Raw genomic sequence first — 23715 nt, forward strand, 5'->3', positions numbered from 1 at the left:
ACCCAAACCACGGCAGGGCGGCGCAACCGCTCGCCCTGCTTCCGCCGCCTCAGCCCAGGAGACGATGATCTTGTCCATTGCGCCATCCGCGCTGCCGATCAGCATGCGCCGGATCGAGAAACGATTTGGCAGCGTAGCAGTGCTGCGCGACCTCAACCTCGATGTCGAGGCTGGTGAATTCCTGACGCTGCTGGGGCCTTCCGGCTCCGGAAAGACGACGCTGCTGATGATCCTGGCCGGCTTTGTGCGCGCCAATGCCGGCAGCATCAGGGTTGGCGATGACGAGATCATCACCACGCCGCCGCACAAGCGCAACATCGGCATGGTGTTCCAGAACTATGCGCTGTTTCCGCATATGAACGTCTTCCACAACATCGCCTTTCCGCTGAAGCAGCGGGGCGTTGCGGCCGCAGAGACGGCTGAACGCGTCGAGAAGGCGCTGGATCTGGTCAAGCTGCAGGGCCTGGGCGAGCGCCGGGTCGACCAGCTCTCCGGCGGCCAGCGCCAGCGCGTGGCGCTGGCGCGCGCCATCGTGTTCGAGCCACGCATCGTGCTGATGGACGAACCCTTGTCGGCGCTCGACAAGGGCCTGCGCGAGCATATGCAGATCGAGCTGCGCAGCCTGCACCGGCGGCTTGGCATGACCACGGTCTATGTCACGCATGACCAGCGTGAAGCCATCACCATGTCGGACCGCATTGCGGTGATGAACGGCGGACGCATCGAACAGCTCGATAGACCGGAAACCCTCTACGCCACGCCGCAGACGCGGTTTGTCGCCGGCTTCATCGGCGAATCGAACTTCATTCCGGTCGAATGCCACAATGGTTCGGTCTGGTACGAGGGCAGGAGAATCCACACCGCGGCACCGGCGCCGGCATCGGGCCAGCACCTGATGGTGGTGCGGCCGGAAAAGCTGAGGCTGCTGGCAAATGCCGAACCGGCAAGCGGCGTCAATGTGCTCGACGCGACGCTCAGTGACATCATCTACCAGGGCGACAGTTTCGTCTGCTACGCGGTGCTGCGCGATGGCCGCCAGCTGACGCTGCGCGACTATTGCCGCAGTGACGTGCTGGCCAGAATGCCGGCTCCGGGCCAGCCGATCAGCCTCGGCCTCGATGCGCAGGACACGATCCTGGTGGCATCAGACGGATGAGCGCGCAATCCGCCTTCCACGAATCTGCTGGCGCCGATCTCAACGCGCAGTCGCTGCGCACTGATGCCCGGCGCGAGTCGTTGCGGCTGCTGGCGCTGCTGGCGCCAAGCCTGTTCCTGGTCTTCGCCATCATCATCGTGCCGATCGGCTGGCTGTTCTGGCTGTCGCTGTTCGACGAGGCCGGCGCCTTCAGCGCCGCCAACTATGCGCGCTTCTTCGAGCAGGCCTCCTACATCAAGACCTTCGTCACCACCTTCAAGGTCGCCTTCATCGTCACCGGCGCCTGCGTCCTGCTTGGCTATCCCCTGGCCTACATGCTGTCGCAACTGCCGCGCCGGGCGGCGTCGATCTGCCTGATCTTTGTCATCCTGCCGTTCTGGACATCGGTTCTGGTGCGCACCTATGCCTGGCTGGTGATCCTGCAGCGCAAGGGCCTGATCAACAGCTGGCTGATCGACCTCGGCGTCATCAGCCAGCCGCTGTCGCTCGCCAACAATCTGTCGGGCGTCGTCATCGGCATGACGCACATCTTGCTGCCGTTCCTGGTGCTGCCGCTTTACGCCTCGATGAAGACGATCGACACCGACTGCCTGCGTGCCGGGATGAACCTTGGCGCCGGTCCGGCGGCCACCTTCCGGCAGATCTTCCTTCCGCTGTCGCTTCCCGGCCTCGCCTCGGGCGTGGTCATTGTCTTCGTGCTTTGCCTTGGGTTCTTCGTCACCCCGGCGCTGATGGGCGGCGGCAAGGTGATCATGTGGGCGATGCGAATGGAACAGACCACCAGCCTCTACTCCAACTGGGGCGCCGGCGCGGCTCTCGGCGTGGTGCTGCTGGTGGTCACGCTCGCGCTTCTCGGCCTGTTCCAATGGCTGCTCGGCGCGCGCGCCACCGGCGTATGGAGTTCGCGATGAGCGAGGATATCGGCCTGCGGATTTCGCACCGGCAACGTCTGTGGCTCTACGCGCTCAGCGGCCTCGTGCTGTTGTTCCTGATCGCGCCATCGGTCATCATCGTCATCATGTCGTTTTCGGATTCCACGCTGCTGCAATTCCCGCCACAGCAATGGTCGCTGCGCTGGTACCAGACCTACTTCCAGTCGCTGGACTGGCGCGACGCCACGATCGTCTCGGTCAAGGTGGCGATCATGACGACATTGGTGGCGACACCGCTCGGCACTGCCGCCGCCTATGCGATCAACCGGGGCACGCTGCGCTTCAACGGCACCATCAACGCGCTGCTGACGGCGTCGCTGATCATCCCGGTGATCCTGATCGGCATCGGCACCTTCTTCCTCTATGCGCGGATAGGGCTCAACAACACGCTGACCGGCTTGGTCATCGCGCATACGGTGCAGGCCTTGCCGCTGGTGGTGCTGACCGTGCTGTCGGGCTTGCGCTCCTACGACATGAACCAGGAGCGCGTGGCACGCAGCTTAGGTGCCGGACGCGTCGCCGCGTTCTGGCAGGTGACGATGCCGCAGATCCGCTTCTCGATCGTCTCCGGCGCGCTGTTTGCCTTCATCACGTCCTTCGACGAAGTGGTGGTTTCGCTGTTCATATCGGGCGGCGAGGCGACGACGTTGACGCGCCGCATGTTCAACGCGCTGCGTGACCAGATCGACCCGACGATCGCCGCCATCTCGACCTGCCTGATCGTGCTGTCGGTCGTCCTGTTGTCGGTTGCGCAGATGTTCGGGCGGCGGCATTGATTTCAAGTGACCATGGGATATCCAGACAGAATGCGTGATTTCCAGTTTCCCGGCCGCTCGCCGGTTCGTGCCACTGAAGCGGTTGCCGCGACGTCGCATCCGCTTTCGACGCTTGCCGCAATCGACATGCTGCGCTCCGGCGGCAACGCCATGGATGCCGCCGTCTGCGCCGCCGCCGTCCAAGGCGTAGTCGAACCGCAATCGACCGGCATCGGTGGCGATTGCTTCGTACTCTATTGCCCGGCGGGACAAGGCGACGTGCTGGCCTTCAATGGCTCCGGCCGCGCGCCGGCCAAGGCGACGGTCGACTGGTATCTGGAAAAAGGCTTCGACCGCAGCCCGCTGCAGGGACCGCACGCTGTCACCGTGCCGGGTGCCGTCGACGCCTGGAGCCGCCTGCTGGAGGACCATGGCCGCAAGGGCCTTGCCGATGCGCTGGCACCGGCCATCCACTACGCCGAGAACGGCTATGTCGTGCATGACCGCGTCGCCTTCGACTGGGCCGAGCCGGAAACCGATCTGTCGGCCGACGAACATGCAGCGCGCATCTTCCTGCCGGGCGGCAAGGCGCCGAAGGCCGGCGATGTCCACCGCCAACCGGAACTGGCGGCCACCTTGCGAATAATCGCCAGGCACGGCCGCGCCGGATTCTATGAAGGCGCCGTCGCCGACGATATCGTCAGCCGGCTCAATGAATTGGGCGGGCTGCATTCGACCGAGGATTTCGCCGCGACCAGAGGCGACTATGTGGCGCCGGTCAGCACCGCCTATGGCGGCCACAACATTCACCAGATGCCGCCGAACAATCAGGGGCTGACGGCGCTTTTGATGCTGAACGTGCTGTCGGGGTTCAAGCTTGGCGGGCTCGATCCCAATGGCGCCGAGCGCCTGCATCTGGAGATCGAAGCCGGACGGCTGGCCTATCGCGACCGCGACCGCTTTATCGGCGACCAGGACCATGTTCCAGTGCCGGTAAAGCAGCTTCTGTCCAGCGCCTATGCCGACCGGCTGCGTGCCGAGATCGATCGCGAGCGTGCCATGACGCATCTGCCGCGCCTCGACTTGCCCGGCAGCGACACGGTCTATATCTCCATCGTCGACCGCGACCGCAATGCGGTCTCCTTCATCAACTCGACCTATTATTCGTTCGGCAGCGGCGTCGTCGGCCCGAAGACCGGTGTCGTGCTGCAGAACCGCGGCTCGAGCTTCCGCCTCGACCCGGCGCACCCGAACGCCATCGCGCCCGGCAAGCGGCCGATGCACACGATCATGCCCGGCATGGCAACCAGGAATGGCCGCGTGGTGATGCCGTTCGGCGTCATGGGCGGCGGTTACCAACCGTTCGGGCACGTCCATCTGCTGACCAACATGCTCGATTTCGGCATGGACCCGCAGCAGGCGCTGGATGCGCCACGTGTGTTCTACAATGATGATACCGTGGAGGCCGAACGCAACGTGCCCTCCGAAGCAATCGAAGGCCTGCGCCGGCGCGGCCACCGCATAGGCGAGCCGCATCACCCGCTTGGCGGCGGGCAAGTAGTGCTGATCGACTGGGAGAAGGGAACCCTGACCGGCGCCTCCGATCCGCGCAAGGATGGTTTGGCGCTTGGCTATTGATGGCCTCGGCTTTGCCGTGGCATCACAGTCGCGGCTGGATTTTGTCGGATTGGAAAGAGTGTCGGTAATCATGACCAGTATCGGAAATTCTCCTGGGCTTTCGCGCCCACTTGCCGCCGGCGCCGATAATGCTCCGGCGATTTCGGCGCCCGAAAGAACCACGCTGACGCATGGCGGACTGCGCGATCTGATCGCCACCACCGCTGCTGCGCTGCATGCGCGCGGCATCGGCCGTGGCGACAGGGTGGCCATCGTGCTGCCCAACGGACCGGAGATGGCCACCGCCTTCGTCGCGGTGGCGGCCGCCGCCTCGACGGCGCCACTCAATCCCGCCTACCGGGCCGACGAGCTCGATTTCTACCTCACCGACATAGGTGCCAAGGCGATCCTCGTTGCGCACGACGAGACCGGACCGGCGGTGACGGTGGCCGAACGGCTCGGTATCGGCGTGCTCCGGCTTGTCGCTTTACCTGACGCGCCGGCCGGCAGCTTTGCCATCGAGGGCGCTGCGATCGGACCGCAGGCTGCGCCTGACATGGCACAGGACAGCGACATCGCGCTTTTGCTGCACACATCGGGCACCACGTCGCGGCCCAAGCTGGTGCCGCTCAGCCACGCCAACATCGCGGCCTCTGCCGCCCATATCGGCGCGACGCTCGGCCTGACGGCCGATGACCGCTGCCTCAACATCATGCCGCTGTTCCACATTCACGGCCTGATCGCGGCGGTGCTGTCCTCACTTGCATCGGGCGGCAGCATCTACTGCACGCCGGGCTTCAACGCGCTGCGCTTCTTCCAGTGGCTGAGCGAGGCGCGGCCGAGCTGGTACACGGCGGTGCCGACCATGCACCAGGCGATCCTGCCGCGGGCGGCACGCAATGCCGAGGCGCTGGCGGCAGCGCGCCTGCGCTTCATCCGCTCGTCCTCAGCGTCGCTGCCGCCGCAAGTGATGGCCGAACTGGAGGCGACCTTCGGCTGCCCGGTGATCGAATCCTATGGGATGACCGAGGCGGCGCACCAGATGGCGTCGAACCGGCTGCCGCCGGGCCAGCGCAAGCCGGGTAGCGTCGGCGCCTCCGCCGGACCGGAGGTGGCGGTGATGGCGCCGGACGGGCGACTGCTCAAAGCCGGTGAAACCGGCGAGATCGTCATTCGCGGACCCAATGTAACGGTGGGCTACGAGAAGAACCCGGACGCCAATGCCACGGCTTTCGCGCATGGCTGGTTCCACACTGGCGACCAGGGCGTGCTGGACGAAGACTTCTATTTGCGCGTCACCGGCCGGCTGAAGGAGATCATCAACCGCGGCGGCGCGAAGATCTCGCCGCTCGAGGTCGATGACGTGCTGATGGACCACCCGGCGGTGGCGCAGGTCGTCACCTTCGCCATGCCGCATGACAAGCTTGGCGAGGAGGTCGCAGCGGCGGTGGTGCTGCGTGAGGGCATGACCGCCAACGAGAGCGATATCCGCGGCTACGCCGCGACGCGGCTGGCCGACTTCAAGGTGCCGCGCAAAGTCCTGATCCTGGACGAGATCCCCAAGGGCGCGACGGGCAAGCTGCAGCGCATCGGGCTTGCCGCCAAACTTGGACTTTGACGATGAAGATCACCATATTCGGCGCCGGCGCGATCGGCGGCTATCTCGCCGCCAAGCTCGCCATGGCCGGCCGGACCGAGCTTTCGATCGTCGCGCGCGGCGCCCACCTTGACGCGATCAAGGCAGATGGGCTGCGCCTGATCGAAGACGGCCAGGAAACGTCGGTCCCCGTCCGGGCCGCCGCGAAAGCCGAGGAGCTTGGCGCCCAGGACTATGTGGTGCTGGCCCTAAAAGCCCATTCCCTCACCCCTGCGCTGGACCAGATCGCGCCGCTGCTTGGGCAGGACACTGCCGTCGTCACCATGCAGAACGGCGTGCCGTGGTGGTATTTCCATGACGTCGGCGGGCCGCTCGAAGGCACCAGGTTGAACGCGGTCGATCCCGGCGGCGCGATCTGGCAGCGGATCGGACCGCAGCGCGTCATCGGCTCGGTCGTCTATCCCGCTGTCGAAGTTGACGCACCCGGCCTCATCCGCCATGTCGAGGGCAAACGCTTCTCGCTCGGCGAACCCTCGGGCGAGCGCAGTGAACGGGTCACGCGGCTAGCCGAGGAAATGGTCAAGGCCGGGCTGCAGGTGCCGGTTCGCGACGACATCCGCAGCGAGATCTGGGTCAAGTTGTGGGGCAACCTCTCCTTCAATCCGATCTCGGCGCTGACCGGCAGCACGCTGGCGGCGATCGTTGCCGACGAGGCGACCCGTGCGCTTGCCCGCACGATGATGCTGGAGGCGCAGGCGATCGGTGAAAGCCTCGGCGTGCGCTTTCCCATCGCAGTCGACCGGCGCATCAAGGGCGCCGGCGATGTCGGCGAGCACAAGACCTCGATGCTGCAGGACCTGGAACGCGGCCGGCCGATGGAGATCGACGCGCTGGTCAGCGCGGTGCAGGAACTTGGCCGGCTAACGGACAAGCCGACCCCCACCATCGATGCCGTGCTGGCACTGGTGCGCCGCCTCGCCATCGAGCGCGGCTGTTATTCCTGACGGGACTTAGAGCTTTGTTCAGGCGTCGGCGGCGACGAGATGGCCGTTGCCGACATCCCTTAGCGCCAGCTTCAGCGGCGCCTCGCCGATCCTGCGGGTGGCGCTCGGGATTTCCTGGTCGAGGCGGGCGAAGCGGCTCCTTCGCTGCGCCGGGTCGGGCACCGGCACGGCTTCGATCAGCCGCCTGGTGTAAGGGTGGCGCGGGTTGGAAAACACCTGGTCGCGCGTGCCCATCTCAACGATCTGGCCGAGATACATAACGGCGACCCGGTCGGAGATGTTCTCGACCACCGCCATGTCGTGCGAGATGAAGAGATAGGCGACGCCGAATTCGCGCTGCAATTCCTTCAACAGGTCGAGCACGCGCGCCTGCACCGAGACATCGAGTGCCGAGACGCTTTCATCGGCGATGATCAGCTTCGGCCGCAGCGCCAGCGCCCGCGCGATACAGACGCGCTGGCGCTGGCCGCCCGAGAATTCATGCGGATAGAGCTCCATCTGGTCGGCAGACAGGCCGACGCGCTCGAACAGCGCCGCGACACGCTGGCTGCGCTCGTCCTTCGACGCGATGCCGTGGATGACAAGTGGCTCGGCGACGAGGTCGCCGACGCGCATGCGCGGATCGAGCGAGGCGAAGGGGTCCTGGAAGATCATCTGCACGTCGCGGCGAACCGCTTTGCGCTCGTCGCGGCCAAGCCCGGACAGGTTGCGCCCGCCAATGACGATATCGCCGCTGTAAGGCACCAGCCCGGCCAGCGCCTTGGCGGTGGTCGACTTGCCGCAGCCGGACTCGCCGACCAGCGCCAGCGTCTCGTTGGGCGCGATCGAAAAGCTGATACCCTCGACGGCGTGAACACGGCGGTTGACCCGGCCGAAGACGCCGCCGCGCAGATCGAAGCGAACATGCAGATCATTGACCACGGCGACGTTAGCCGGCGCCGCCGTCTCGGCATCCCGAGATTGCTGGCGGCCGGCACCGGTGCCGATGCGCGGCACGGCGGCCAGCAGCTCGCGCGTGTAGTCGGCTTGCGGCCTGGCGAAGATGTCTGATGTCGTGCCTTCCTCGACCATGCGGCCATGCCGCATGATGATGACGCGATCGGCCATTTCGGCAACCACGCCCATGTCGTGGGTGATCAGGATGACGCTGGTGCCATGCTGGCGCTGCAGGTCGCGCAAGAGCTCCAGCACCTCGCCTTGCACGGTGACGTCGAGCGCCGTCGTCGGCTCGTCGGCGATCAGCACGTCGGGCTCCAGCGCCAGCGCCATGGCGATCATCACCCGCTGACGCATGCCGCCGGAGAGCTCATGCGGAAACTGTTTTAGCCGGCTTTCAGCCTCCGAAATACGCACCGCCTTCAGCGCCTCGATGGCGCGCTGGCGGGCCTGCGCCTGTGACAGGCTGGTGTGCGCCTCGATGGACTCGGTGAGCTGCCGGCCGATCGACAGTACCGGATTGAGCGAGGTCATCGGCTCCTGAAAGATCATGGCGATGCGGTCGCCGCGAATGCGGCGCATCTGGCGCTCGTCGAGCGTCGCCAGATCGGTATCGCCCAGATCCCCGGTACGAAGGCGGATTTTCCCCGACGATATGCGCGCGGCGGGTTGCGGCAAGAGCTGCATGATCGCCAGCGCCGTCATCGACTTGCCGGAGCCGGATTCGCCCGCAATGCACAACGTTTCGCCACGGGCCAGCGTCAGCGACAGGTTGGAGACGACGTCCCGCTCGCCGTCCTCCCCGCGCACGCTGACCGACAGGCCGGCGATGTCGAGCACCGGTCCCGCCGTCGCCGGAGCGGCAGCCCCGGCGTGCTTCTTACCCGCGCCTGCGTTCATTCGAAGACGCAGCGCGGGAAATAGAACGACACCACCCAGTTCGGCATGTCGACGATCTCGCTGATCCTGAGATCGCCGCACACCGAGGCCAGCATATAGGCATCGACAGGATCGAGCTTGTAGCGGCCGGCGAGCAGGTCGACCATCTGCGCGACGGCCTCCCTGGCGCCGGTCATCAGATCCGGGCCGATACCGGTCGTCACCTCATAGCCCTTGGCGTCGAGGTGGCGGGTCACCGGGCCGGAGGTGGTGAAGCGCGGCGTTTTCAGCCTGGCATCCTTGACCAGGTCGAGCTTGAGCACGACATCCATCGGGCTTTCGATCGCCGTTCCGCACACCTCGCCATCGCCTTGCGCCGCATGGGTATCGCCGACCGAAAACAGCGCACCGGCCACTTCGACCGGCAAATAGAGCGTCGTGCCGGCGGCAAGATCGCGGATGTCGAGATTGCCGCCGACCCGCCTTGGCGGCACCACCGAGTGGTGACCTTTCTCAGCCGGCGCATTGCCGATGGTGCCGGCGAACGGTTTCAGCGGCACGCGCGCATTTTTGCCGAACAGCGCCGGCGCGAGCGAGGCGGCGTCATACTTCCAGATGTTGAGCGCCGGCTCCTTGAAGTCGTCGGCGAGCAGCCCGAAACCCGGGATGTTCGCCGTCCAGCCGAAGCCGGACGGCTTGAACATCTCGATCGTCACCTTCAAGGCATCGCCGGGCTCAGCCCCTTCGATGAAGATCGGCCCGGTGACCGGGTTGACCCTGGCGAATTCCAGCTTGGCGATGTCGGCGACCGTGCTGTCGGCCTGCAACTGACCGCCGCCGGCATCAAGGCACTGGAACTCGATGGTCGAGCCGGGCGCCACCCGCTCGGCGGGGGCAAACGAATTGTCCCAGCCGAAATGGTGATGGCGTCCGTGGATGGTGTAGTCGCAGTTATTGCACATCTTTTACGTACACATTGTCGTAGTTGACGAAGACATGGACCGGGTCGACATAGAGGTTGTCGGCGCCGCCCATGCGTGCGGATTTGATAGTGAAGCGCTGCTCGTTGAAGACCGGCACCCAGGGCGCGTCTTCCATGATCTTGTCGTAGATGGCGCTCCACATCTTGTTGCGCTCTTCAGACTTCGCCGGATCGGTTATCGAGTCGGCTTCGGCCGCCTTGGCGTCGAGATCCTTGTTGCAATACCAGGACCAGTTCCAGCCACCCGGCACCGCACCGGCGCAGCCGAGGATCGGGCCGTAGAAGTTCGACGGATCGGGAAAATCAGCGATCCAGCCCATGCCGCCGGACCAGATCATCGGCGCGCCGGCCTTGTCGCCGCCGGCGGCGATGACATTGGCCTGGGCCAGTGCCTGGATGCTGGCTTTTATGCCGATGGCCGCCAGATCCTGCTGGATTGCCTGGGCGATGCGCGGGTTGGGATCGGTGTTCATGGCGAACAATTGCGTGTCGAAGCCATCGGGATGACCGGCCTCGGCAAGCAGCGCCTTGGCCTTGGCTACGTCATAGGGATAGCCCTTGAACTCCTTGTCGTAGCCTGGCATCGACGGCGGCAGCGGCTGGTTGGCCGGCACCGCGCGGTTGTTGACGATCTGGACGATGCGCGCCTTGTTGATCGCCATGTTGACGGCTTGCCTGACCTTCACATTGTCGAAGGGCGCCATTGTGGTGTTCATGGTGATGTAGCCAGTGTGCAGTTGGCCGCCTTCGACGACGCGCGCCTTCTGCTCGGGATCGGCCATCACCTCCTGGAATTTTGCCGGCGGAATGTTATCAAGGGGCAGGTCGATCTCGCCTTTCTGCATGCGCAGCAGCGCCACGATCGGCTCCTGGCCAACCTCGAAGGTGATCTTGTCGAGATGCGGTAGGCCCTTGTGCCAATAATCCGGGTTGCGCACGAAGACGATGCGCTGGCCGAGCGTCCACTCGGCGAGCTTGAAGGCGCCGGTGCCGACCGGGTGCTTGCCGAAATCGGCGCCGTATTTCTCGACCTCCTCCTTCGGCACGACATGCGAGAAGTTGATGGCCATGACATGCAGGAAGGTGGCGTCAGGCCGGGTCAGCTCGAACTTGACGATGTAGGGGTCGACCACGGTGACGCCGGAGAGGCTTTCGGCCTTGCCGGCGGCGACATCATCATAGCCCTTGATCGAACCGAAGAAGCCGGCGCCGGGGCTCTGCGTCTTCGGATTGGTGACGCGGTCAAGCGAGTACTTCACATCATCGGCCGTCATTTCGCGGCCATTGTGAAACTTCACGCCATGGCGGAGCTTGAAGGTGAAGGTCTTGCCGTCGGGCGAAATCTCGTAGCTTTCGGCGAGATCGGGCTTCAGTTTGGTGGTGCCAGGCTCGTAGTCCATCAGCCCGTCGAACAGGCTCTTGATCATCGACCAGTTCTGCCAGTCATAGCCGATCGCCGGGTCGAGCGTGGTAACATCGTCCTTGTATGTGGCAATGATTTCGCCGCCCTGCTTGGCGTTCGGATCGACGGTGTCTTCGGCGCGTGCGCTTGCCATGCCGAGCATCAGCGCCAACGCCGATGCCGCTACTGTGGATGCCAGAAACTTTTTCATTGTTATGTTCCCTTTCTCGGTTCGGTTTCGGTCATGTTTTTCGGCGATGTCCTAGGTTTTCATCTCAGTTTGATGCGAGGATCGATGAAGGGCGCGATGATGTCGGCGAGCAGATTGCCGAGCACGATGGCGAAGGCCGACACCAGCGTGACGCCCATGATGATCGGAATGTCGACGCGCTGGATGGCTTGCCACGCCAGCTGGCCGATGCCGGGCCAGCCGAACACGCTTTCGACGACGACGATGCCGCCCATGAAGATGCCGATGTCGATGCCGATCATGGCGATGACCGGCAGGATGGCGTTGGGCAGCGCGTGGCGGAAGATGATGGCGCGACGCGCCAGACCCTTGGCGCGCGCGGTGCGCACATAATCCTGGCGCAGCACGTCGATCATCGACGAGCGCATCATGCGCGCATACCAGCCGGCGCCGAGAATGCCCATGGTCAGCGACGGCAGCACCAGATGGCGCCAGGTGCCGTAGCCGCCGATCGGAAACCAGCTCAGCCGGACGGCAAAGACATAGAGCAGCAAAAGACCGACGACGAATTGCGGCGCCGAGACGCCGACGAAGGAGGCGACCATCAATGTCTGGTCGGTGGCGGTGCCGCGCTTGACGGCGGCGATCAGGCCCATGCTGAGGCCGATCAGCAATTCGCACAGGATGGCGCCGACCATCAGCAGCAGGCTTGCCGGCAGCCGCGAGACGATCAGTTCGGTGACCTCGGAGCGCTGGATGTAGGAACGGCCGAGATCGCCGCTGATGAGCCTGGTCAGATAGCGCCAGTACTGGATGACGAAGGGCTGGTCGAGGCCGAGTTGCTGGCGGATGTTCTCCACCGTCTGCGGCGTGGCGCTGCGGCCGGCGATCTGGCGCACCGGATCGGCCGGCAACAGATAGAGCAGCGCGAAGGTGATCAGCGAGACGCCGAGCAGGATGAGCAGCGACTGGATCAGGCGGCGGCCAAGATAGGCGATCATGCCCGGCCCCTTTGCGTCGGATCGAGGATGTCGCGCAGCGCATCGCCGATCAGGTTGAAGGCCAGCGCCAGCGCCAGGATCGCGGCACCTGGGAAGAACACCAGCCAGGGCGCGGCCTGGAAATAGGTCTGGTTCTCGAAGATGATGTTGCCCCACGACGCGGTGGGCGGCTGCACGCCGATGCCAAGGAAGGAGAGCGTCGCTTCGAGCAGCACCGTGGTCGAGATGCCGAGCGTGCCCCAGACGATGATGGTCGGCAGCAGATGCGGCAGGATGTGGCGAAACAGGATGCGCGGCGCACTCGCCCCGATGGTTTGCTCGGCGTCGATGAACTCGCGCTCGGCGAGCGAGCTGGTCTCGGTGTAGATGACGCGGGCGGTCTGCACCCAGTTGACCAGCGCGATGACCATGGCGACGATCCACAGGCTGGGTTCGAACACCGCCGCCAAGCAGATGGCCAGCAGCAGCGCCGGAAAAGCCATCATCAGGTCGGTGAAGCGCATCAGCGCGCCGCCGATCCAGCCGCGGAAATAGCCTGCGGTGACGCCGACCAAAGTGCCTATGAAAAGCGCGACGCCATTGGCGACGATGCCGATGATCAGCGAAGTGCGCGCGCCGTAGAGGATGCGGGTCAAGAGGTCACGGCCGAGCAGGTCGGTGCCCAGCCAGAACTGTGCGTTCGGCGGCAAGGGCGAGCCCTCGATGGTCAGGCCGTCGAACATCTGCTCGTTGGGATCATAGCCGGTCAGCCATGGCGCCAGCACCGCGCCGGCGACGACGACGGCGACGATCACCAGGCCGAGCAATGCCAGACGGCGTTTGACCAGCCGGCGCCAGACGCCGGCGCGCGGCTTGACCGGCATGCGCCCGGCTGTCGGGAGATCAGGCGCGATGGGACTGGTCATCGCCGCCTTCTTCCTCGGTCATCGCCACGATCCGGCGCGCGGCATCCTCGACGCTGATCTGCCAGCTCATCGCCAGCGAGCGCAGCTGCGCATAGGCGCGGCCGTCGTCGGTTCCTTTCGACAGTGCGGCCACCGCGCGCACGATGGTCTGGCGCTCGGCAACACGCTGGCGAAGCGAGGCAATTTCGCTGGCCAAGTGCTTGCGGGCCTCGAAACTCTGCCTGGCGATCAGCAGCGCGCTGTAGACGCCGGCATTGCCGACCGGCTTCAGCAGCTGGGCGTCGGCCTTGTGCGACAGCGCCCATTCGATGCGGCCGGGCGCCTCGGAGCCGATCAGCGCCACCAGCGGCATCGGCGCCTCGCCCGGCTTCCAGGGGAATTGCTCGTCAAAGCCCAGATCGGCGTCGAAGAAGACGAAATCGGCGGCGAGCGCCTCGGGCGGCAGTTCGGGCCAGCAATCCACCGTGACCAGCCCGATCGCCGACAATTGCCTGGTGATTGCCTGCACCGTTGGATGCGGGCGATGCAGGATGAAGGCCCTGGCGCCGCCGAGATTGGGGATGCGAGGCGGTCTGGTCACGACACCACTCTCAGGCGCGGACGACCAAAGGTCCTGGCCGGGTCGTAGCGCGACAGATAGGGATCCGGCGCCACCTCGTCCTCGCGGCTGACGACCTCGAAGAAGCCGTCCGCGATGCGCCCGATGATCACCGGCAACGTCGCGTGCTGGGAGTGGGGGTCGATGGCGATCGGCCCGAGCCGGGTGGAGAAGCGCCGTTGGGCGAAGGCCTTGGAAAACTCCGCCGGACCGGCGTCGGGATCGCGGGTGAGCACGTCGGCCATCACTTGCACGGAGGCATAGGCGGAGGCCTCGAAGGACGAGGCGAAAGCGGCCGGCCGCGGCGCGAAATAGGGCCCGACCGACAAATGCCCTTTCCCGGTTTCGCCAATCGCCGGCAGTTCGCCCTCGGTGAGGTTGCAGGAGATGACGGGGCAGGCTTCGGGGCTGAAGGCCTGATCCTCACCCGCCAGGTCGCGATAAGCCGCCAGGAAGGCGTAGGACGAGGTGCCGATCAAATTGTTGAGGATGAAGTTCGGCCGCGTCGCCCGGATTTCGGCGATCAGGCGCGACACATCGGTCTCGCCGATGCGCAGATAGCGCTCGCCCAGAACCTTGCCGCCGGCATCCGCGATCAGATCGCGCGCGACGCGGTTCATCTCCCAGCCCCAGATATAGTTCGACCCGAGCAGGAAGCCGTTGGCGCCGAAGCGCGGCACGACATGGGCCATCAGCGGCACGAGGTGCTGATTGGGGCAAGCGTGCATGTAGACGACGTGCTCGTTGGCCTCGAAGCCCTCATAGGGGCAGGCATACCAGAGCATGCCGCCCGCTTTCTCCAGCACCGGGATCGTCTCCTTGCGGCTCCAGGAGGTGACACAGCCGACGACATGGCGGGCGCTGCTGGTCTTGAAAATGTCCTCGCAGAGCGTCGCGTAGCGATCCGCATTGCTTTGCGGATCGCGCTCGACCGGCACCAGCTCGATGCCGTAGCGGCGGTCGGCATTGATGTCGGCGATGGCGCGCATCGCGCCGATCCGACACGCGTCGGAGACGAGCTGATAGCTCCCCGAGCGGGAATAAAGGATGCCGATCTCGATACGCCGCTTCAAAACAGATCCCCAAAATGAAAATGCCCCGCAGCCAGCGCCGGGGGGCGAGGCATACGAGGCATATTTGCCGCCCGGCGATCAGGGCCGGTATTTTTCCGATCACTAGCCTATTCGGTACGGGCGGTCAGTCAAGCCCTCACGTTAGCCGCGTGCAGCACCCACGGCCTGCCATCGCTGTTTCGCCACCGCCAGCTACCTGGCCGCTGGTCTTTGACTGTGTTGGCGGGCATAGGCGACACAGGCGTCCACGGTGCTGACACAAAGCGCGTCGCGACTGTTCGGCAAATTGTTGTCGCCTGCATAGGCAACTTCGGCGACGCGGCCGTCGACCATGCGAATTTGCGTGTCGCAATAACCGCCGGGAGCGACATTGACGGAGCCGCCTACCGCCGGGATCGCGCCGACCGCCAGGGTTGGAACGGCGATGCTGAGATTACCGCGCTGAACGACGCGCTTATAGGTCCAGATCTGGCCCGATCGGCCAGCGTCCGCGGTGGCGTCGGGAAATCCCGCGCACATTCGAACGTCGGCTTCGCTGAGGCCGACCATCTCCTTGCGAGCCGCCGCCACCGTGGGGTCAACCTTGGCGATGCGCGACGTATCGTCGGGGATGACGCAGGAACACAGGACGCCGACGAAGAGAACAGGAAGGGCAAGCTTTCGAATAGAGGAAAATGTCATACCGATTGTCGGATTTGCGTGGCGCCCGCCCGCTCCTTACCTAGGCAAACAGGCGATCGGATCAACCCGCGCAACTTCACGAAAAAGTGGCCCAGCTGCATCGCGGAAATGCTTGCGCTGCGTCTGGCGTCGAAGATCGATAGCGTCACTCGTTCTCTGTCCGCAGCGGCGCGTTGGTGTGCGAGGCTGGCGCCGCGCTCCGGTATCTTTGCAGCATTTCGCCCTATCGTTGCCAGAAGCGCTTGGCGATCTCTGCCTCGACCTGCCATCTTGTCAGACCGATATCGTCGATCAAATGGGGATTGTCCTTCGCCATTTGCTCAAGTTGCCAGCGAAAGCGGATCCGCTCGCGCCAGGTCCGGTCACGCCAAGTCGCAATGATGCCGCGAAGGGTCGTCAGATGCCAACGCGACACCGGCGCCACGGGCGTTCCCGGCCGCGCTGCCTTGTGCGGGGCAAATTCAAGACTATTGGTCATAGCAACCTCCATGTGGTTTGAGGGTCTGGGACCCTTGACCTGAAAGAGGCTGAATTCTGCAGGATACGGACAGCGCCGTAATTAAGCCCTCCCAAATAGTTCTCAAAAGTTCCAAACGGGTTAGAGCAGTTCGCCGTTTCACGGAAACGGCGAACTACTCTAACTCTTTGTTTTTGACGCAATTCCCAAGGGAAAGCGCAGGCGCTTTTCCCGGGAAAACCGCTTCACAGTTTTCCTGGAATTGCTCTATAGATGCGCCGTATGCAGGGATCGCGCTTTGCCTTTGGTCCGTTCGTGCTTGATTCCGGTGCGGGAACGCTGCTTCGGAACGATGTCCCCGTTGCCGTTGGCTACCGCGGGCTACAGCTGCTTGCGGCGCTCGTCGGACGGCCCGGTGACATCCTGAGCAAGGCCGAATTGATGGACGCGGCCTGGCCGGGCATGGCCGTCGAGGAAGGCAACCTCACCGTCCAGATCGCGCAGCTGCGCAAGCTGCTTGGTCCGGCCGGGGATGGCCGTGATGGGGGTGGCGAATGGATCGTCACGGTTCCACGCGTCGGCTACCGCTTCACGGGGGCCATCGAAGAACTCGGTGGCGCGGCGCGAAAACCTTTGCCGCTGCCCGAGAAACCATCGATAGCCGTGCTGCCCTTCGTCAATGTCAGCAACGATCCCAAGCAGGACTCCTTCGCGGATGGGTTGACCGAAGACCTGATCACCGACCTGTCCAGGATCTCCGGCCTGTTCGTCATCGCACGCAACTCGGCCTTTGCCTACAAAGGAAAGGCGATGGACGTGCGTGCGATCGCACACGACCTTGGCGTACGCTACCTGCTGGAGGGCAGCGCAAGACGCGCCGCGGGGCACGTGCGCATCAACGCACAGCTGGTCGACGCGGTGAGTGGCGATCATCTGTGGGCGGAACGCTTCGATCGCGGCCTGGAAGATATCTTTGCCGTTCAGGACGAGGTGACGGCCAAGATCGTGGAGGCGCTGCTCGGCCGGCTGCGTGCACCGCCGCCACGCAACCGGCCCAGAAATCTCGAGGCTTACGATCTCTGCGTGCGGGCGCGCAAGCTGATGGATGATTCGCCGCAGATGGCGCAGGAAGCGCATCTGATGCTGACGCGCGCGGTTTCGCTCGATCCGGGATACGCCGAGGCCTATCGCTGGCTTGCCATGAACCACTGGATGGGACGGGTCCATTCCGGCGGACCAACTGAATCGTCCCGAAGCGTTGCCCTGGAGCTGGCGCGCAAAGCCGTGGCGATCGATCCCAACGATGCCGGCTGCCACTGGGTCCTGGCTTACCTGCTTGCCTATGAGCGCAGCTTCACTGATGCGGATGCGGAATTCGCCAGGGCGATCGAGCTCGATCCGAACGAGGCCGACGCCTGGGCGGCGCTATCCGACATCGCGGTCCTGGCCGGGCGGGTCGAGGAGGGCCTTGAGCACATTCGCAAGGCGTTCCGGCTGAATCCTTATCCGGCAAGCTGGTACTATCTGACGCTCGGCCAGGCGCAATATGCGGCCCGCGATTACGAAGCCGCCGTCGAGACCCTGCGCAGGGACGAGACCTATCGTACAAGCTCACGCCGTTTCCTGGCGGCAAGCCTTGCGCAACTGGGCCGGCTCGACGAGGCGCACGCGGAGGTCGAACTGTTCCTCGTCGGCAACCCGCATTTTACAACCCGCCACTGGGCCATGACGGAGCCATTCCGCGACGCCGCGACGCTTGAGCATTTCGTCGATGGCTACCGCAAGGCCGGTCTTCCGGACTGACGTGCCGGCGTGATCTGCACGACTTCTGGCCGGACCTGACGGTGTCGCGGATTTCGGCGCCTTTCTCGACAGCGAACTGCTCGGTCGCCTCGCCGCGGATTCGCCTTCCATGTCGAAGCCGCAAGGTCCGCATCCTCCTATGACCGGATCAATGCCCCCGCAGCTGCTTTCGGCGCCAGGCGGCTGGCGCCTCGCCGACCCGTTCGCGAAAGACTCTTGAGAAATAGGCCGGGTCGTCAAAGCCGATCTCGTAGGCGATGTCCTCGACCGTGCGCACGGTGAACAGCAGAAGCCGCTTGGCCTCCAGCAGCCGCCGCTCGCTGACCACCCGTTTGACGCCGCTGCCCAGCACAACGCGGGCGGCCTTGTCGAGCAGATGCGGCGTCGTGGCCAGCGTCTCGACATAGCGGTCGACCGGCCAGTTGTCGCGGAAATGCAGATCGACGAGCCGACGCAGGCCCAGTGCCAGCGAAGCCTCGGAAGAGGTTGTGGAGATGGTCCCGCCGGGACCGAGGCGGGCGATGTGGGAGAGCGCGACGGCGATCAGCGCCGGCAGCACCTTGTCGTTGCCGGCTTGCGCCTCGGCGTATTCGGCAGCGATCATCTCCAGCACCGCCGCCAGCCTTTTCCAGGCGGCGTGGTGCGGCAGGCCGTCTGCAAACACCGGCCGGTCCAGCGGCAGCAGGCTGTGGCCGGCAATGGCGGCGAGGGCGTCATCGGCGACCGAGACGACGATGGCGTCGGTGCCGGGGCCGATCGAGAAGCCATGCACGACATTGCTTGGCACGAAGCTGACGGCAGGCGCCGAAAAGTCCCAGGACCGGTCTTCTATGCGGTAGGTGCCGGAGCCACTGGTCCAGTAGGTGATCTGGCCCATCTGCGGGTGCTTGTGCGCGGCAACCTCGCCGCGATGGATGTTGCTGCGGGCAAGCACCGTCTCGACATGCAGGAAACCGACATCAAGCGGCCGCACCGGCTCGCCATAGACGAAGAAGTCGGGGATGGAATTCTGGCTCATGACGCCGGAAAAAGTCCAATCGGTTTTGCGATTCCGTCCATAACCGATCCATATCCGGCGCGCTAGAGTTGGCGCCGCAAGTGGAGGAACATCATGCGCTCAGAAGACTTCCGTGCCGACAAGGGGCGTCCGTTCACCGGGGCCGAGTATCTGGCGAGCCTGCGCGACGGCCGCGAGGTCTACATCAACGGCGAACGCATTGCCGATGTCACCACGCATCCGGCGATGCGCAATTCGGCGCGGTCGCTGGCGCGCCTTTATGATGCCCTGCATGACGCCAAGCAGCACGACGCGCTGACCTCGCCGACGGACACCGGTTCGGGCGGCTACACCCACAAATATTTCCGCGTCGCCAAATCATCCGCCGAGCTTGTCGCCCAGCAGTCGGCGATCGCTGAGTGGTCACGCATGTCCTATGGCTGGATGGGGCGCACGCCGGACTACAAGGCGGCGCTGATGAACACGCTTGGCGCCAATGCCGACTGGTATGGGCCGTTCAAAGACAACGCTCTGTCCTGGCACAACAGAGCCCAGGAAGCGGCTCTGTTCATGAACCACGCCATCGTCAACCCGCCGATCGACCGCCACAAGCCGGCCGAACAGGTGAAGGACGTCTTCGTCCACATCACTGGGGAAACCGACGCCGGCATCACCGTGTCCGGCGCCAAAGTGGTGGCGACGTCCTCGGCGCTGACCCACTATAATTTCCTGGCGCAGGGCTCGGCGACGGTCACCGAGGATCCGTCGCTGTCGGTGATGTTCATCGTGCCGATGAATGCCCCGGGGATAAAGATGTTCTGCCGCGTCTCCTACGAGCAGACGGCCAATACGGTGGCAGCACCCTTCGACTATCCGCTGTCGTCGCGCTTCGACGAAAACGACGCGATCCTGGTGCTCGACAATGTCTTCATCCCCTGGGAGGACGTGCTGGTGCTGCGCGACGCGCAGAAAATCCTGTCGTTCCATCCGGCGTCCGGCTTCATGCACGGCTATTGCTTCCAGGGCTGCACGCGTTTCGCCGTCAAGCTCGACTTCCTCGCCGGCCTGCTGGCAAAGGCGCTGCGCGCCACTGGCGGCGATGCCTTCCGCGGCAACCAGGCAGCGCTGGGCGAGGTCATCGCGCTGCGGCACATGTTCTGGAGCTTTTCCAATGCCATGGCCTACAACCCGATCCCGTGGGCGAACGGCGCGGTGCTGCCCAACCTGGAAGCAGCCCTCGCCTACCGGACCTTCATGTCGGAAGCCTATCCGCGCGTCATCGACACCGTGCGCCGGGTGATCGCCTCGGGGCTGATCTACCTGCCGTCGTCGGTGCGCGACTTCAACAATCCCGAGATCGACAAATATCTCGCGCAGTATGTGCGCGGCTCCAACGACATGGGCCACATCGAGCGCATCAAGATCATGAAGCTGTTGTGGGACGCGACCGGCACCGAGTTCGGCGGCCGCCACGCGCTCTACGAACTCAACTATGCCGGGGCGCCGGAAGAGGTGCGGCTGCAGGTGCTGAAGGGCGCCGAACGCGGCGGGCGGCTGAAGGCGATGGAAGAGCTGGTCGACACCTGCATGGCCGACTATGACGAGAGCGGCTGGACCGGCGACACCTGGTTCAATCCGCTTGCTTCGTCGGCTAAGTGAAACCAGATGGCCACGCAGATTTCGAAAGCCGATTTCCGCGACGCCATGGCGAGGGTCTGCGCGCCCGTCAACATCGTCACCACCGACGGCCCGGCCGGACGCGGCGGCTTCACCGCCACCGCCATGTGCAGCGTCTCCGACGAGCCACCGACGCTGCTGGTGTGCATGAACGGCCGCTCGACGCAGGCCGCCATGTTCTTGTCCAACCGGCGCTTCTGCGTCAACGTGCTGACCCACGACCACATGCATCTGGCGGGAAAGTTCGCCGGCGCGACCAGGGACATGGAAGCCCGCTACTCGGCGGCACGTTGGCAGACGCTGACTTCAGGCACGCCGGCGCTTTCGGATGCGATCGTCAATTTCGATTGCGAGATCGAGGATGTGCATGTCGTCGGCACGCATAATGTCATGATCGGCCGCGTCATCGATGTCCGGCATGGCAGCGGCGGCTCGGCGCTGCTCTATGTCGACCGCAATTATACGCAGCCGACGCGGCTTGGCAGCTTTGGCGGGTGAGCCCAAGCGAAACCGCCCCGACCGAACGGTCAGCTTTCGCCGTCGATGAGGTTTTCCAGGAGATCGAGCAGCTGTTCCAGCCTGTCGTGGCCGAAGCGCTGTTCGATGTCGTCATAGATAACGCGACGCTCGGGCGAGAGAGCATCGATCAGGGCGGAACCGGCCGGGGCGATTGCCAGCACGACGCGGCGGCCGTCGCCTTCCGCCTTGTTGCGGGTGATGAACCTTCGCCCCTCGAGGGCCTTGATGATGCGCGTCAGGCTGGGCGGCAACACCGATGCGCGATCGGCAAGCTCCGTCGCCTCGACCGGGCCGGCTTCGCTCAGCACGCGCAGCACGCGCCATTGCTGTTCGGTCACATCGTGGGCCGCGAGCATCGGACGAAACCGCGCCATCACCACTTCGCGGGCATGCAGCAGCGCCATTGGCAGGGAACGACGGGTGTTTTCAGGCAGCAAGAAAAAGGGCCTCCCACGCTGGCTTGCGATCGAAAACAGGCCTTCTTTCAAGCCGAATCCGCCCACCGAAAGCCCGTTCCAGCCATCCCGTATCGTTGCGCCAAGCCCGATGCAAGACTTGACTTCACGGGTGCCGCATGTAATTAACGCGTTAACTACAACAAGGCAAGTGATTGGGGAGCGAAACGCCGTGCCGCACTTCTCCATCGAGTATTCGGCCAATCTCGATGCCAAGGTCGATATGGGCGAGTTGTGCGCGCTGGTGTTGCGCACCGTGCTGGACACCGGACTGTTCGAAACCGGCGCCGTGCGGGTGCGGGCCTTTCGCGCCGATGCCTATGCGGTGGCCGACAGGCTGGCGGAAAACGCCTTCCTCGACATGTCGTTTCGCATCGGAACCGGGCGCAGCGCCGAGGAAAAGAAGCGGACCGGCGAAGCCGTCTTCGCGGCGGTGAGCGAACACCTTGCCGGGCTGTTCGCAACGCCGCATTTCGCCCTGTCGCTCGAGATCCGGGAAATCGACCCGGTGCTGAGCTGGAAGAAGAACGCAATCCACCCGCGACTGCGCGGCAAGTGACGGAAGCTGATATGTCCGACCTGCAAGGCAATCTGAAGAAGGCCGAGGCCTATCTGGCCCGTTTCAAGCGCGACGGCGTGCTGAACCAGATCGGCGGCGAAGCGGTGCCGGCGCTGGACGGCGCGACGTTCGAAACGCTGTCGCCGGTCGACCTCAAGCCGCTGGCCAAAGTCGCGCGTGGCAATGCCGCCGACATCGACCGCGCCGCCAAGGCGGCGAAGGCAGCGTTTCCGGCCTGGGCCGCGATGCCCGGCGAAGCGCGCAAGAAGCTGCTGCACAAAATAGCCGACGCGATCGAAGCACGCGCCGAGGAGATCGCCTTCGTCGAATGCATGGACACCGGCCAGGCGCTGAAGTTCATGGCCAAGGCGGCGTTGCGGGGGGCCGAGAATTTCCGCTTCTTCGCCGACCGTGCGCCCGAAGCGCGCGACGGCGAAACGCTGCGGACCACAGGCCAGGTCAATATGACCACACGGGTGCCGATCGGCCCGGTCGGCATTATCACGCCGTGGAACACGCCGTTCATGCTGTCGACCTGGAAGATCGCGCCGGCACTGGCCGCCGGCTGCACCGTGGTTCATAAGCCGGCCGAATTTTCGCCGCTGACCGCACGCCTGCTGGTCGAGATCGCCGAAGAGGCCGGCTTGCCGAAAGGTGTGTGGAACCTCGTCAACGGGCTTGGCGAGCAAGCCGGCAAGGCGCTGACCGAGCATCCCGATATCAAGGCGATCGGCTTCGTCGGCGAAAGCCGCACCGGCTCGATGATCATGCGCCAAGGCGCTGACACGCTGAAGCGCGTGCATTTCGAGCTTGGCGGCAAGAACCCGGTGATCGTCTTCGCCGACGCAGACCTGGAGCGCGCGGCCGATGCGGCGGTGTTCATGATCTATTCGCTGAACGGCGAACGCTGCACCTCCTCGTCACGGCTGCTGGTCGAAGCCTCGGTCTATGACAAGTTCACCGATCTGGTGGCGGAAAAGGCAAAGCGCATCAAGATCGGCCATCCCCTGGATCCGACAACGGTGGTCGGTCCGCTGATCCATCCGGTGCACGAGGAAAAGGTGCTCTCCTACATCGAGGTCGGCAAATCGGAAGGCGCGGTGGTCGCTGCCGGCGGTGGCAAGTTCGCCGGCCCGGGTGGCGGCTGCTATGTCAGCCCGACGTTGTTCGTCGGCGCCACCAACACAATGCGCATTGCCCAGGAAGAGATCTTTGGGCCGGTGCTGACCGCACTTTCCTTCAAGGACGAGGCGGAAGCGCTGGCGCTGGCCAATGACACGCAATATGGCCTGACCGGTTATCTCTGGACATCGGACGTTACCCGCACCTTCCGCTTCACCGACGCGCTGGATGCCGGCATGATCTGGGTCAATTCCGAGAATGTGCGGCATTTGCCGACCCCGTTCGGCGGTGTCAAGAATTCCGGCATCGGCCGCGACGGTGGCGACCATTCCTTCGGCTTCTACATGGAGACGAAGAACATAGCCTTCGCCACGACGGCGCACGCGATCCAGAAACTCGGCGGCTGATCAGAGGAAAT

The 23715-nt window shown here is 64.6% G+C and carries 22 protein-coding genes; 11 read left to right on the forward strand and 11 right to left on the reverse strand.

All coding sequences use genetic code 11. The features are described 5' to 3' along the window. Positions 1 to 70: 70 nt before the first annotated feature. From ACFFNA_RS15525 to ACFFNA_RS15550, 6 genes are all read left to right on the forward strand, one after another. Positions 71 to 1156 (forward strand): ABC transporter ATP-binding protein, encoded by a 1086-nt coding sequence (locus ACFFNA_RS15525; protein WP_378919656.1) that lies wholly within the window; start codon positions 71 to 73, stop codon positions 1154 to 1156. After that, complete coding sequence (locus ACFFNA_RS15530) at positions 1153 to 2067, forward strand: ABC transporter permease (RefSeq protein WP_378919543.1); 915 nt, start codon at positions 1153 to 1155, stop codon at positions 2065 to 2067. The genes ACFFNA_RS15525 and ACFFNA_RS15530 overlap by 4 nt, the downstream gene beginning before the upstream one ends. Beyond that, the gene (locus ACFFNA_RS15535) at positions 2064 to 2864 is read left to right on the forward strand and encodes an ABC transporter permease (protein WP_378919545.1); all 801 of its coding nucleotides are present in this window, start codon (positions 2064 to 2066) and stop codon (positions 2862 to 2864) included. The genes ACFFNA_RS15530 and ACFFNA_RS15535 overlap by 4 nt, the downstream gene beginning before the upstream one ends. Before the next feature lie 30 nt (positions 2865 to 2894). After that, positions 2895 to 4481 (forward strand): gamma-glutamyltransferase, encoded by a 1587-nt coding sequence (gene ggt / locus ACFFNA_RS15540; RefSeq protein WP_378919547.1) that lies wholly within the window; start codon positions 2895 to 2897, stop codon positions 4479 to 4481. Positions 4482 to 4551: 70 nt separating this feature from the next. After that, positions 4552 to 6078 carry an acyl--CoA ligase gene (locus ACFFNA_RS15545; protein WP_378919549.1) on the forward strand — a complete coding sequence of 509 codons (1527 nt, stop codon included), beginning with the start codon at positions 4552 to 4554 and terminating at the stop codon, positions 6076 to 6078. A 2-nt stretch (positions 6079 to 6080) separates the two neighbouring features. After that, positions 6081 to 7061, forward strand: coding sequence for a 2-dehydropantoate 2-reductase (locus tag ACFFNA_RS15550; protein ID WP_378919551.1), 981 nt, complete (start codon positions 6081 to 6083; stop codon positions 7059 to 7061). Between the two features lie 18 nt (positions 7062 to 7079). Here ACFFNA_RS15550 and ACFFNA_RS15555 read toward each other — a convergent pair whose 3' ends face one another. The 9 genes from ACFFNA_RS15555 to ACFFNA_RS15595 all read right to left on the reverse strand — a co-directional run bounded on the left by ACFFNA_RS15555 (position 7080) and on the right by ACFFNA_RS15595 (position 16186). Continuing rightward, entirely contained in the window at positions 7080 to 8897 is a 1818-nt protein-coding gene (locus tag ACFFNA_RS15555; protein WP_378919553.1) for an ABC transporter ATP-binding protein, read from the reverse strand. Beyond that, on the reverse strand, positions 8894 to 9838 hold the full coding sequence (locus tag ACFFNA_RS15560) for an acetamidase/formamidase family protein (RefSeq protein ID WP_378919555.1): 945 nt from the start codon (positions 9836 to 9838) through the stop codon (positions 8894 to 8896). The genes ACFFNA_RS15555 and ACFFNA_RS15560 overlap by 4 nt, the downstream gene beginning before the upstream one ends. Then, positions 9828 to 11471 (reverse strand): ABC transporter substrate-binding protein, encoded by a 1644-nt coding sequence (locus ACFFNA_RS15565; RefSeq protein ID WP_378919557.1) that lies wholly within the window; start codon positions 11469 to 11471, stop codon positions 9828 to 9830. Before ACFFNA_RS15565 ends, ACFFNA_RS15560 begins: the two co-directional genes overlap by 11 nt. A 59-nt stretch (positions 11472 to 11530) precedes the next feature. Next, positions 11531 to 12451, reverse strand: a complete 921-nt coding sequence (locus tag ACFFNA_RS15570) for an ABC transporter permease (protein ID WP_378919559.1) — start codon at positions 12449 to 12451, stop codon at positions 11531 to 11533. After that, positions 12448 to 13314, reverse strand: a complete 867-nt coding sequence (locus tag ACFFNA_RS15575; RefSeq protein ID WP_378919658.1) for an ABC transporter permease — start codon at positions 13312 to 13314, stop codon at positions 12448 to 12450. Before ACFFNA_RS15575 ends, ACFFNA_RS15570 begins: the two co-directional genes overlap by 4 nt. A 19-nt stretch (positions 13315 to 13333) precedes the next feature. Continuing rightward, positions 13334 to 13936: an ANTAR domain-containing response regulator gene (locus ACFFNA_RS15580; RefSeq protein WP_378919561.1), complete on the reverse strand. Its 603-nt coding sequence runs from the start codon at positions 13934 to 13936 to the stop codon at positions 13334 to 13336. Continuing rightward, positions 13933 to 15027: a transporter substrate-binding protein gene (locus ACFFNA_RS15585; protein ID WP_378919563.1), complete on the reverse strand. Its 1095-nt coding sequence runs from the start codon at positions 15025 to 15027 to the stop codon at positions 13933 to 13935. Before ACFFNA_RS15585 ends, ACFFNA_RS15580 begins: the two co-directional genes overlap by 4 nt. Positions 15028 to 15219: 192 nt before the next feature. Beyond that, a complete protein-coding gene (locus ACFFNA_RS15590; protein WP_378919565.1) occupies positions 15220 to 15708 on the reverse strand; it encodes a hypothetical protein in 489 nt (162 codons plus the stop codon). Positions 15709 to 15931: 223 nt separating this feature from the next. Then, positions 15932 to 16186 (reverse strand): DUF1127 domain-containing protein, encoded by a 255-nt coding sequence (locus ACFFNA_RS15595; protein WP_378919567.1) that lies wholly within the window; start codon positions 16184 to 16186, stop codon positions 15932 to 15934. A 252-nt stretch (positions 16187 to 16438) separates the two neighbouring features. On the opposite strand from ACFFNA_RS15595, the gene ACFFNA_RS15600 reads away from it, so the two are divergent. After that, the gene (locus tag ACFFNA_RS15600; RefSeq protein ID WP_378919569.1) at positions 16439 to 17968 is read left to right on the forward strand and encodes a winged helix-turn-helix domain-containing tetratricopeptide repeat protein; all 1530 of its coding nucleotides are present in this window, start codon (positions 16439 to 16441) and stop codon (positions 17966 to 17968) included. Between the two features lie 148 nt (positions 17969 to 18116). On the opposite strand, the gene ACFFNA_RS15605 is transcribed toward ACFFNA_RS15600, so the two are convergent. Continuing rightward, positions 18117 to 18986, reverse strand: a complete 870-nt coding sequence (locus tag ACFFNA_RS15605; protein WP_378919571.1) for a helix-turn-helix domain-containing protein — start codon at positions 18984 to 18986, stop codon at positions 18117 to 18119. A gap of 93 nt (positions 18987 to 19079) precedes the next feature. On the opposite strand from ACFFNA_RS15605, the gene ACFFNA_RS15610 reads away from it, so the two are divergent. Both ACFFNA_RS15610 and ACFFNA_RS15615 read left to right on the forward strand, forming a co-directional pair. Next, positions 19080 to 20624, forward strand: a complete 1545-nt coding sequence (locus tag ACFFNA_RS15610) for a 4-hydroxyphenylacetate 3-hydroxylase N-terminal domain-containing protein (protein ID WP_378919573.1) — start codon at positions 19080 to 19082, stop codon at positions 20622 to 20624. Positions 20625 to 20630: 6 nt separating this feature from the next. Continuing rightward, the gene (locus tag ACFFNA_RS15615) at positions 20631 to 21140 is read left to right on the forward strand and encodes a flavin reductase (protein WP_111545276.1); all 510 of its coding nucleotides are present in this window, start codon (positions 20631 to 20633) and stop codon (positions 21138 to 21140) included. A gap of 29 nt (positions 21141 to 21169) precedes the next feature. Here the strand turns inward: ACFFNA_RS15615 and hpaR are convergent, their stop codons facing one another. Then, a complete protein-coding gene (gene hpaR, locus ACFFNA_RS15620; protein ID WP_245445969.1) occupies positions 21170 to 21565 on the reverse strand; it encodes a homoprotocatechuate degradation operon regulator HpaR in 396 nt (131 codons plus the stop codon). Between the two features lie 223 nt (positions 21566 to 21788). On the opposite strand from hpaR, the gene ACFFNA_RS15625 reads away from it, so the two are divergent. Both ACFFNA_RS15625 and hpaE read left to right on the forward strand, forming a co-directional pair. Next, the gene (locus ACFFNA_RS15625) at positions 21789 to 22175 is read left to right on the forward strand and encodes a 5-carboxymethyl-2-hydroxymuconate Delta-isomerase (RefSeq protein ID WP_378919575.1); all 387 of its coding nucleotides are present in this window, start codon (positions 21789 to 21791) and stop codon (positions 22173 to 22175) included. Between the two features lie 11 nt (positions 22176 to 22186). Next, on the forward strand, positions 22187 to 23704 hold the full coding sequence (gene hpaE / locus ACFFNA_RS15630; protein WP_378919577.1) for a 5-carboxymethyl-2-hydroxymuconate semialdehyde dehydrogenase: 1518 nt from the start codon (positions 22187 to 22189) through the stop codon (positions 23702 to 23704). Positions 23705 to 23715: the final 11 nt, after the last annotated feature.

The sequence above is a fragment of the Mesorhizobium kowhaii genome (assembly GCF_042431665.1).
In the GTDB taxonomy this organism is placed as follows: Bacteria; Pseudomonadota; Alphaproteobacteria; order Rhizobiales; family Rhizobiaceae; genus Mesorhizobium; species Mesorhizobium kowhaii.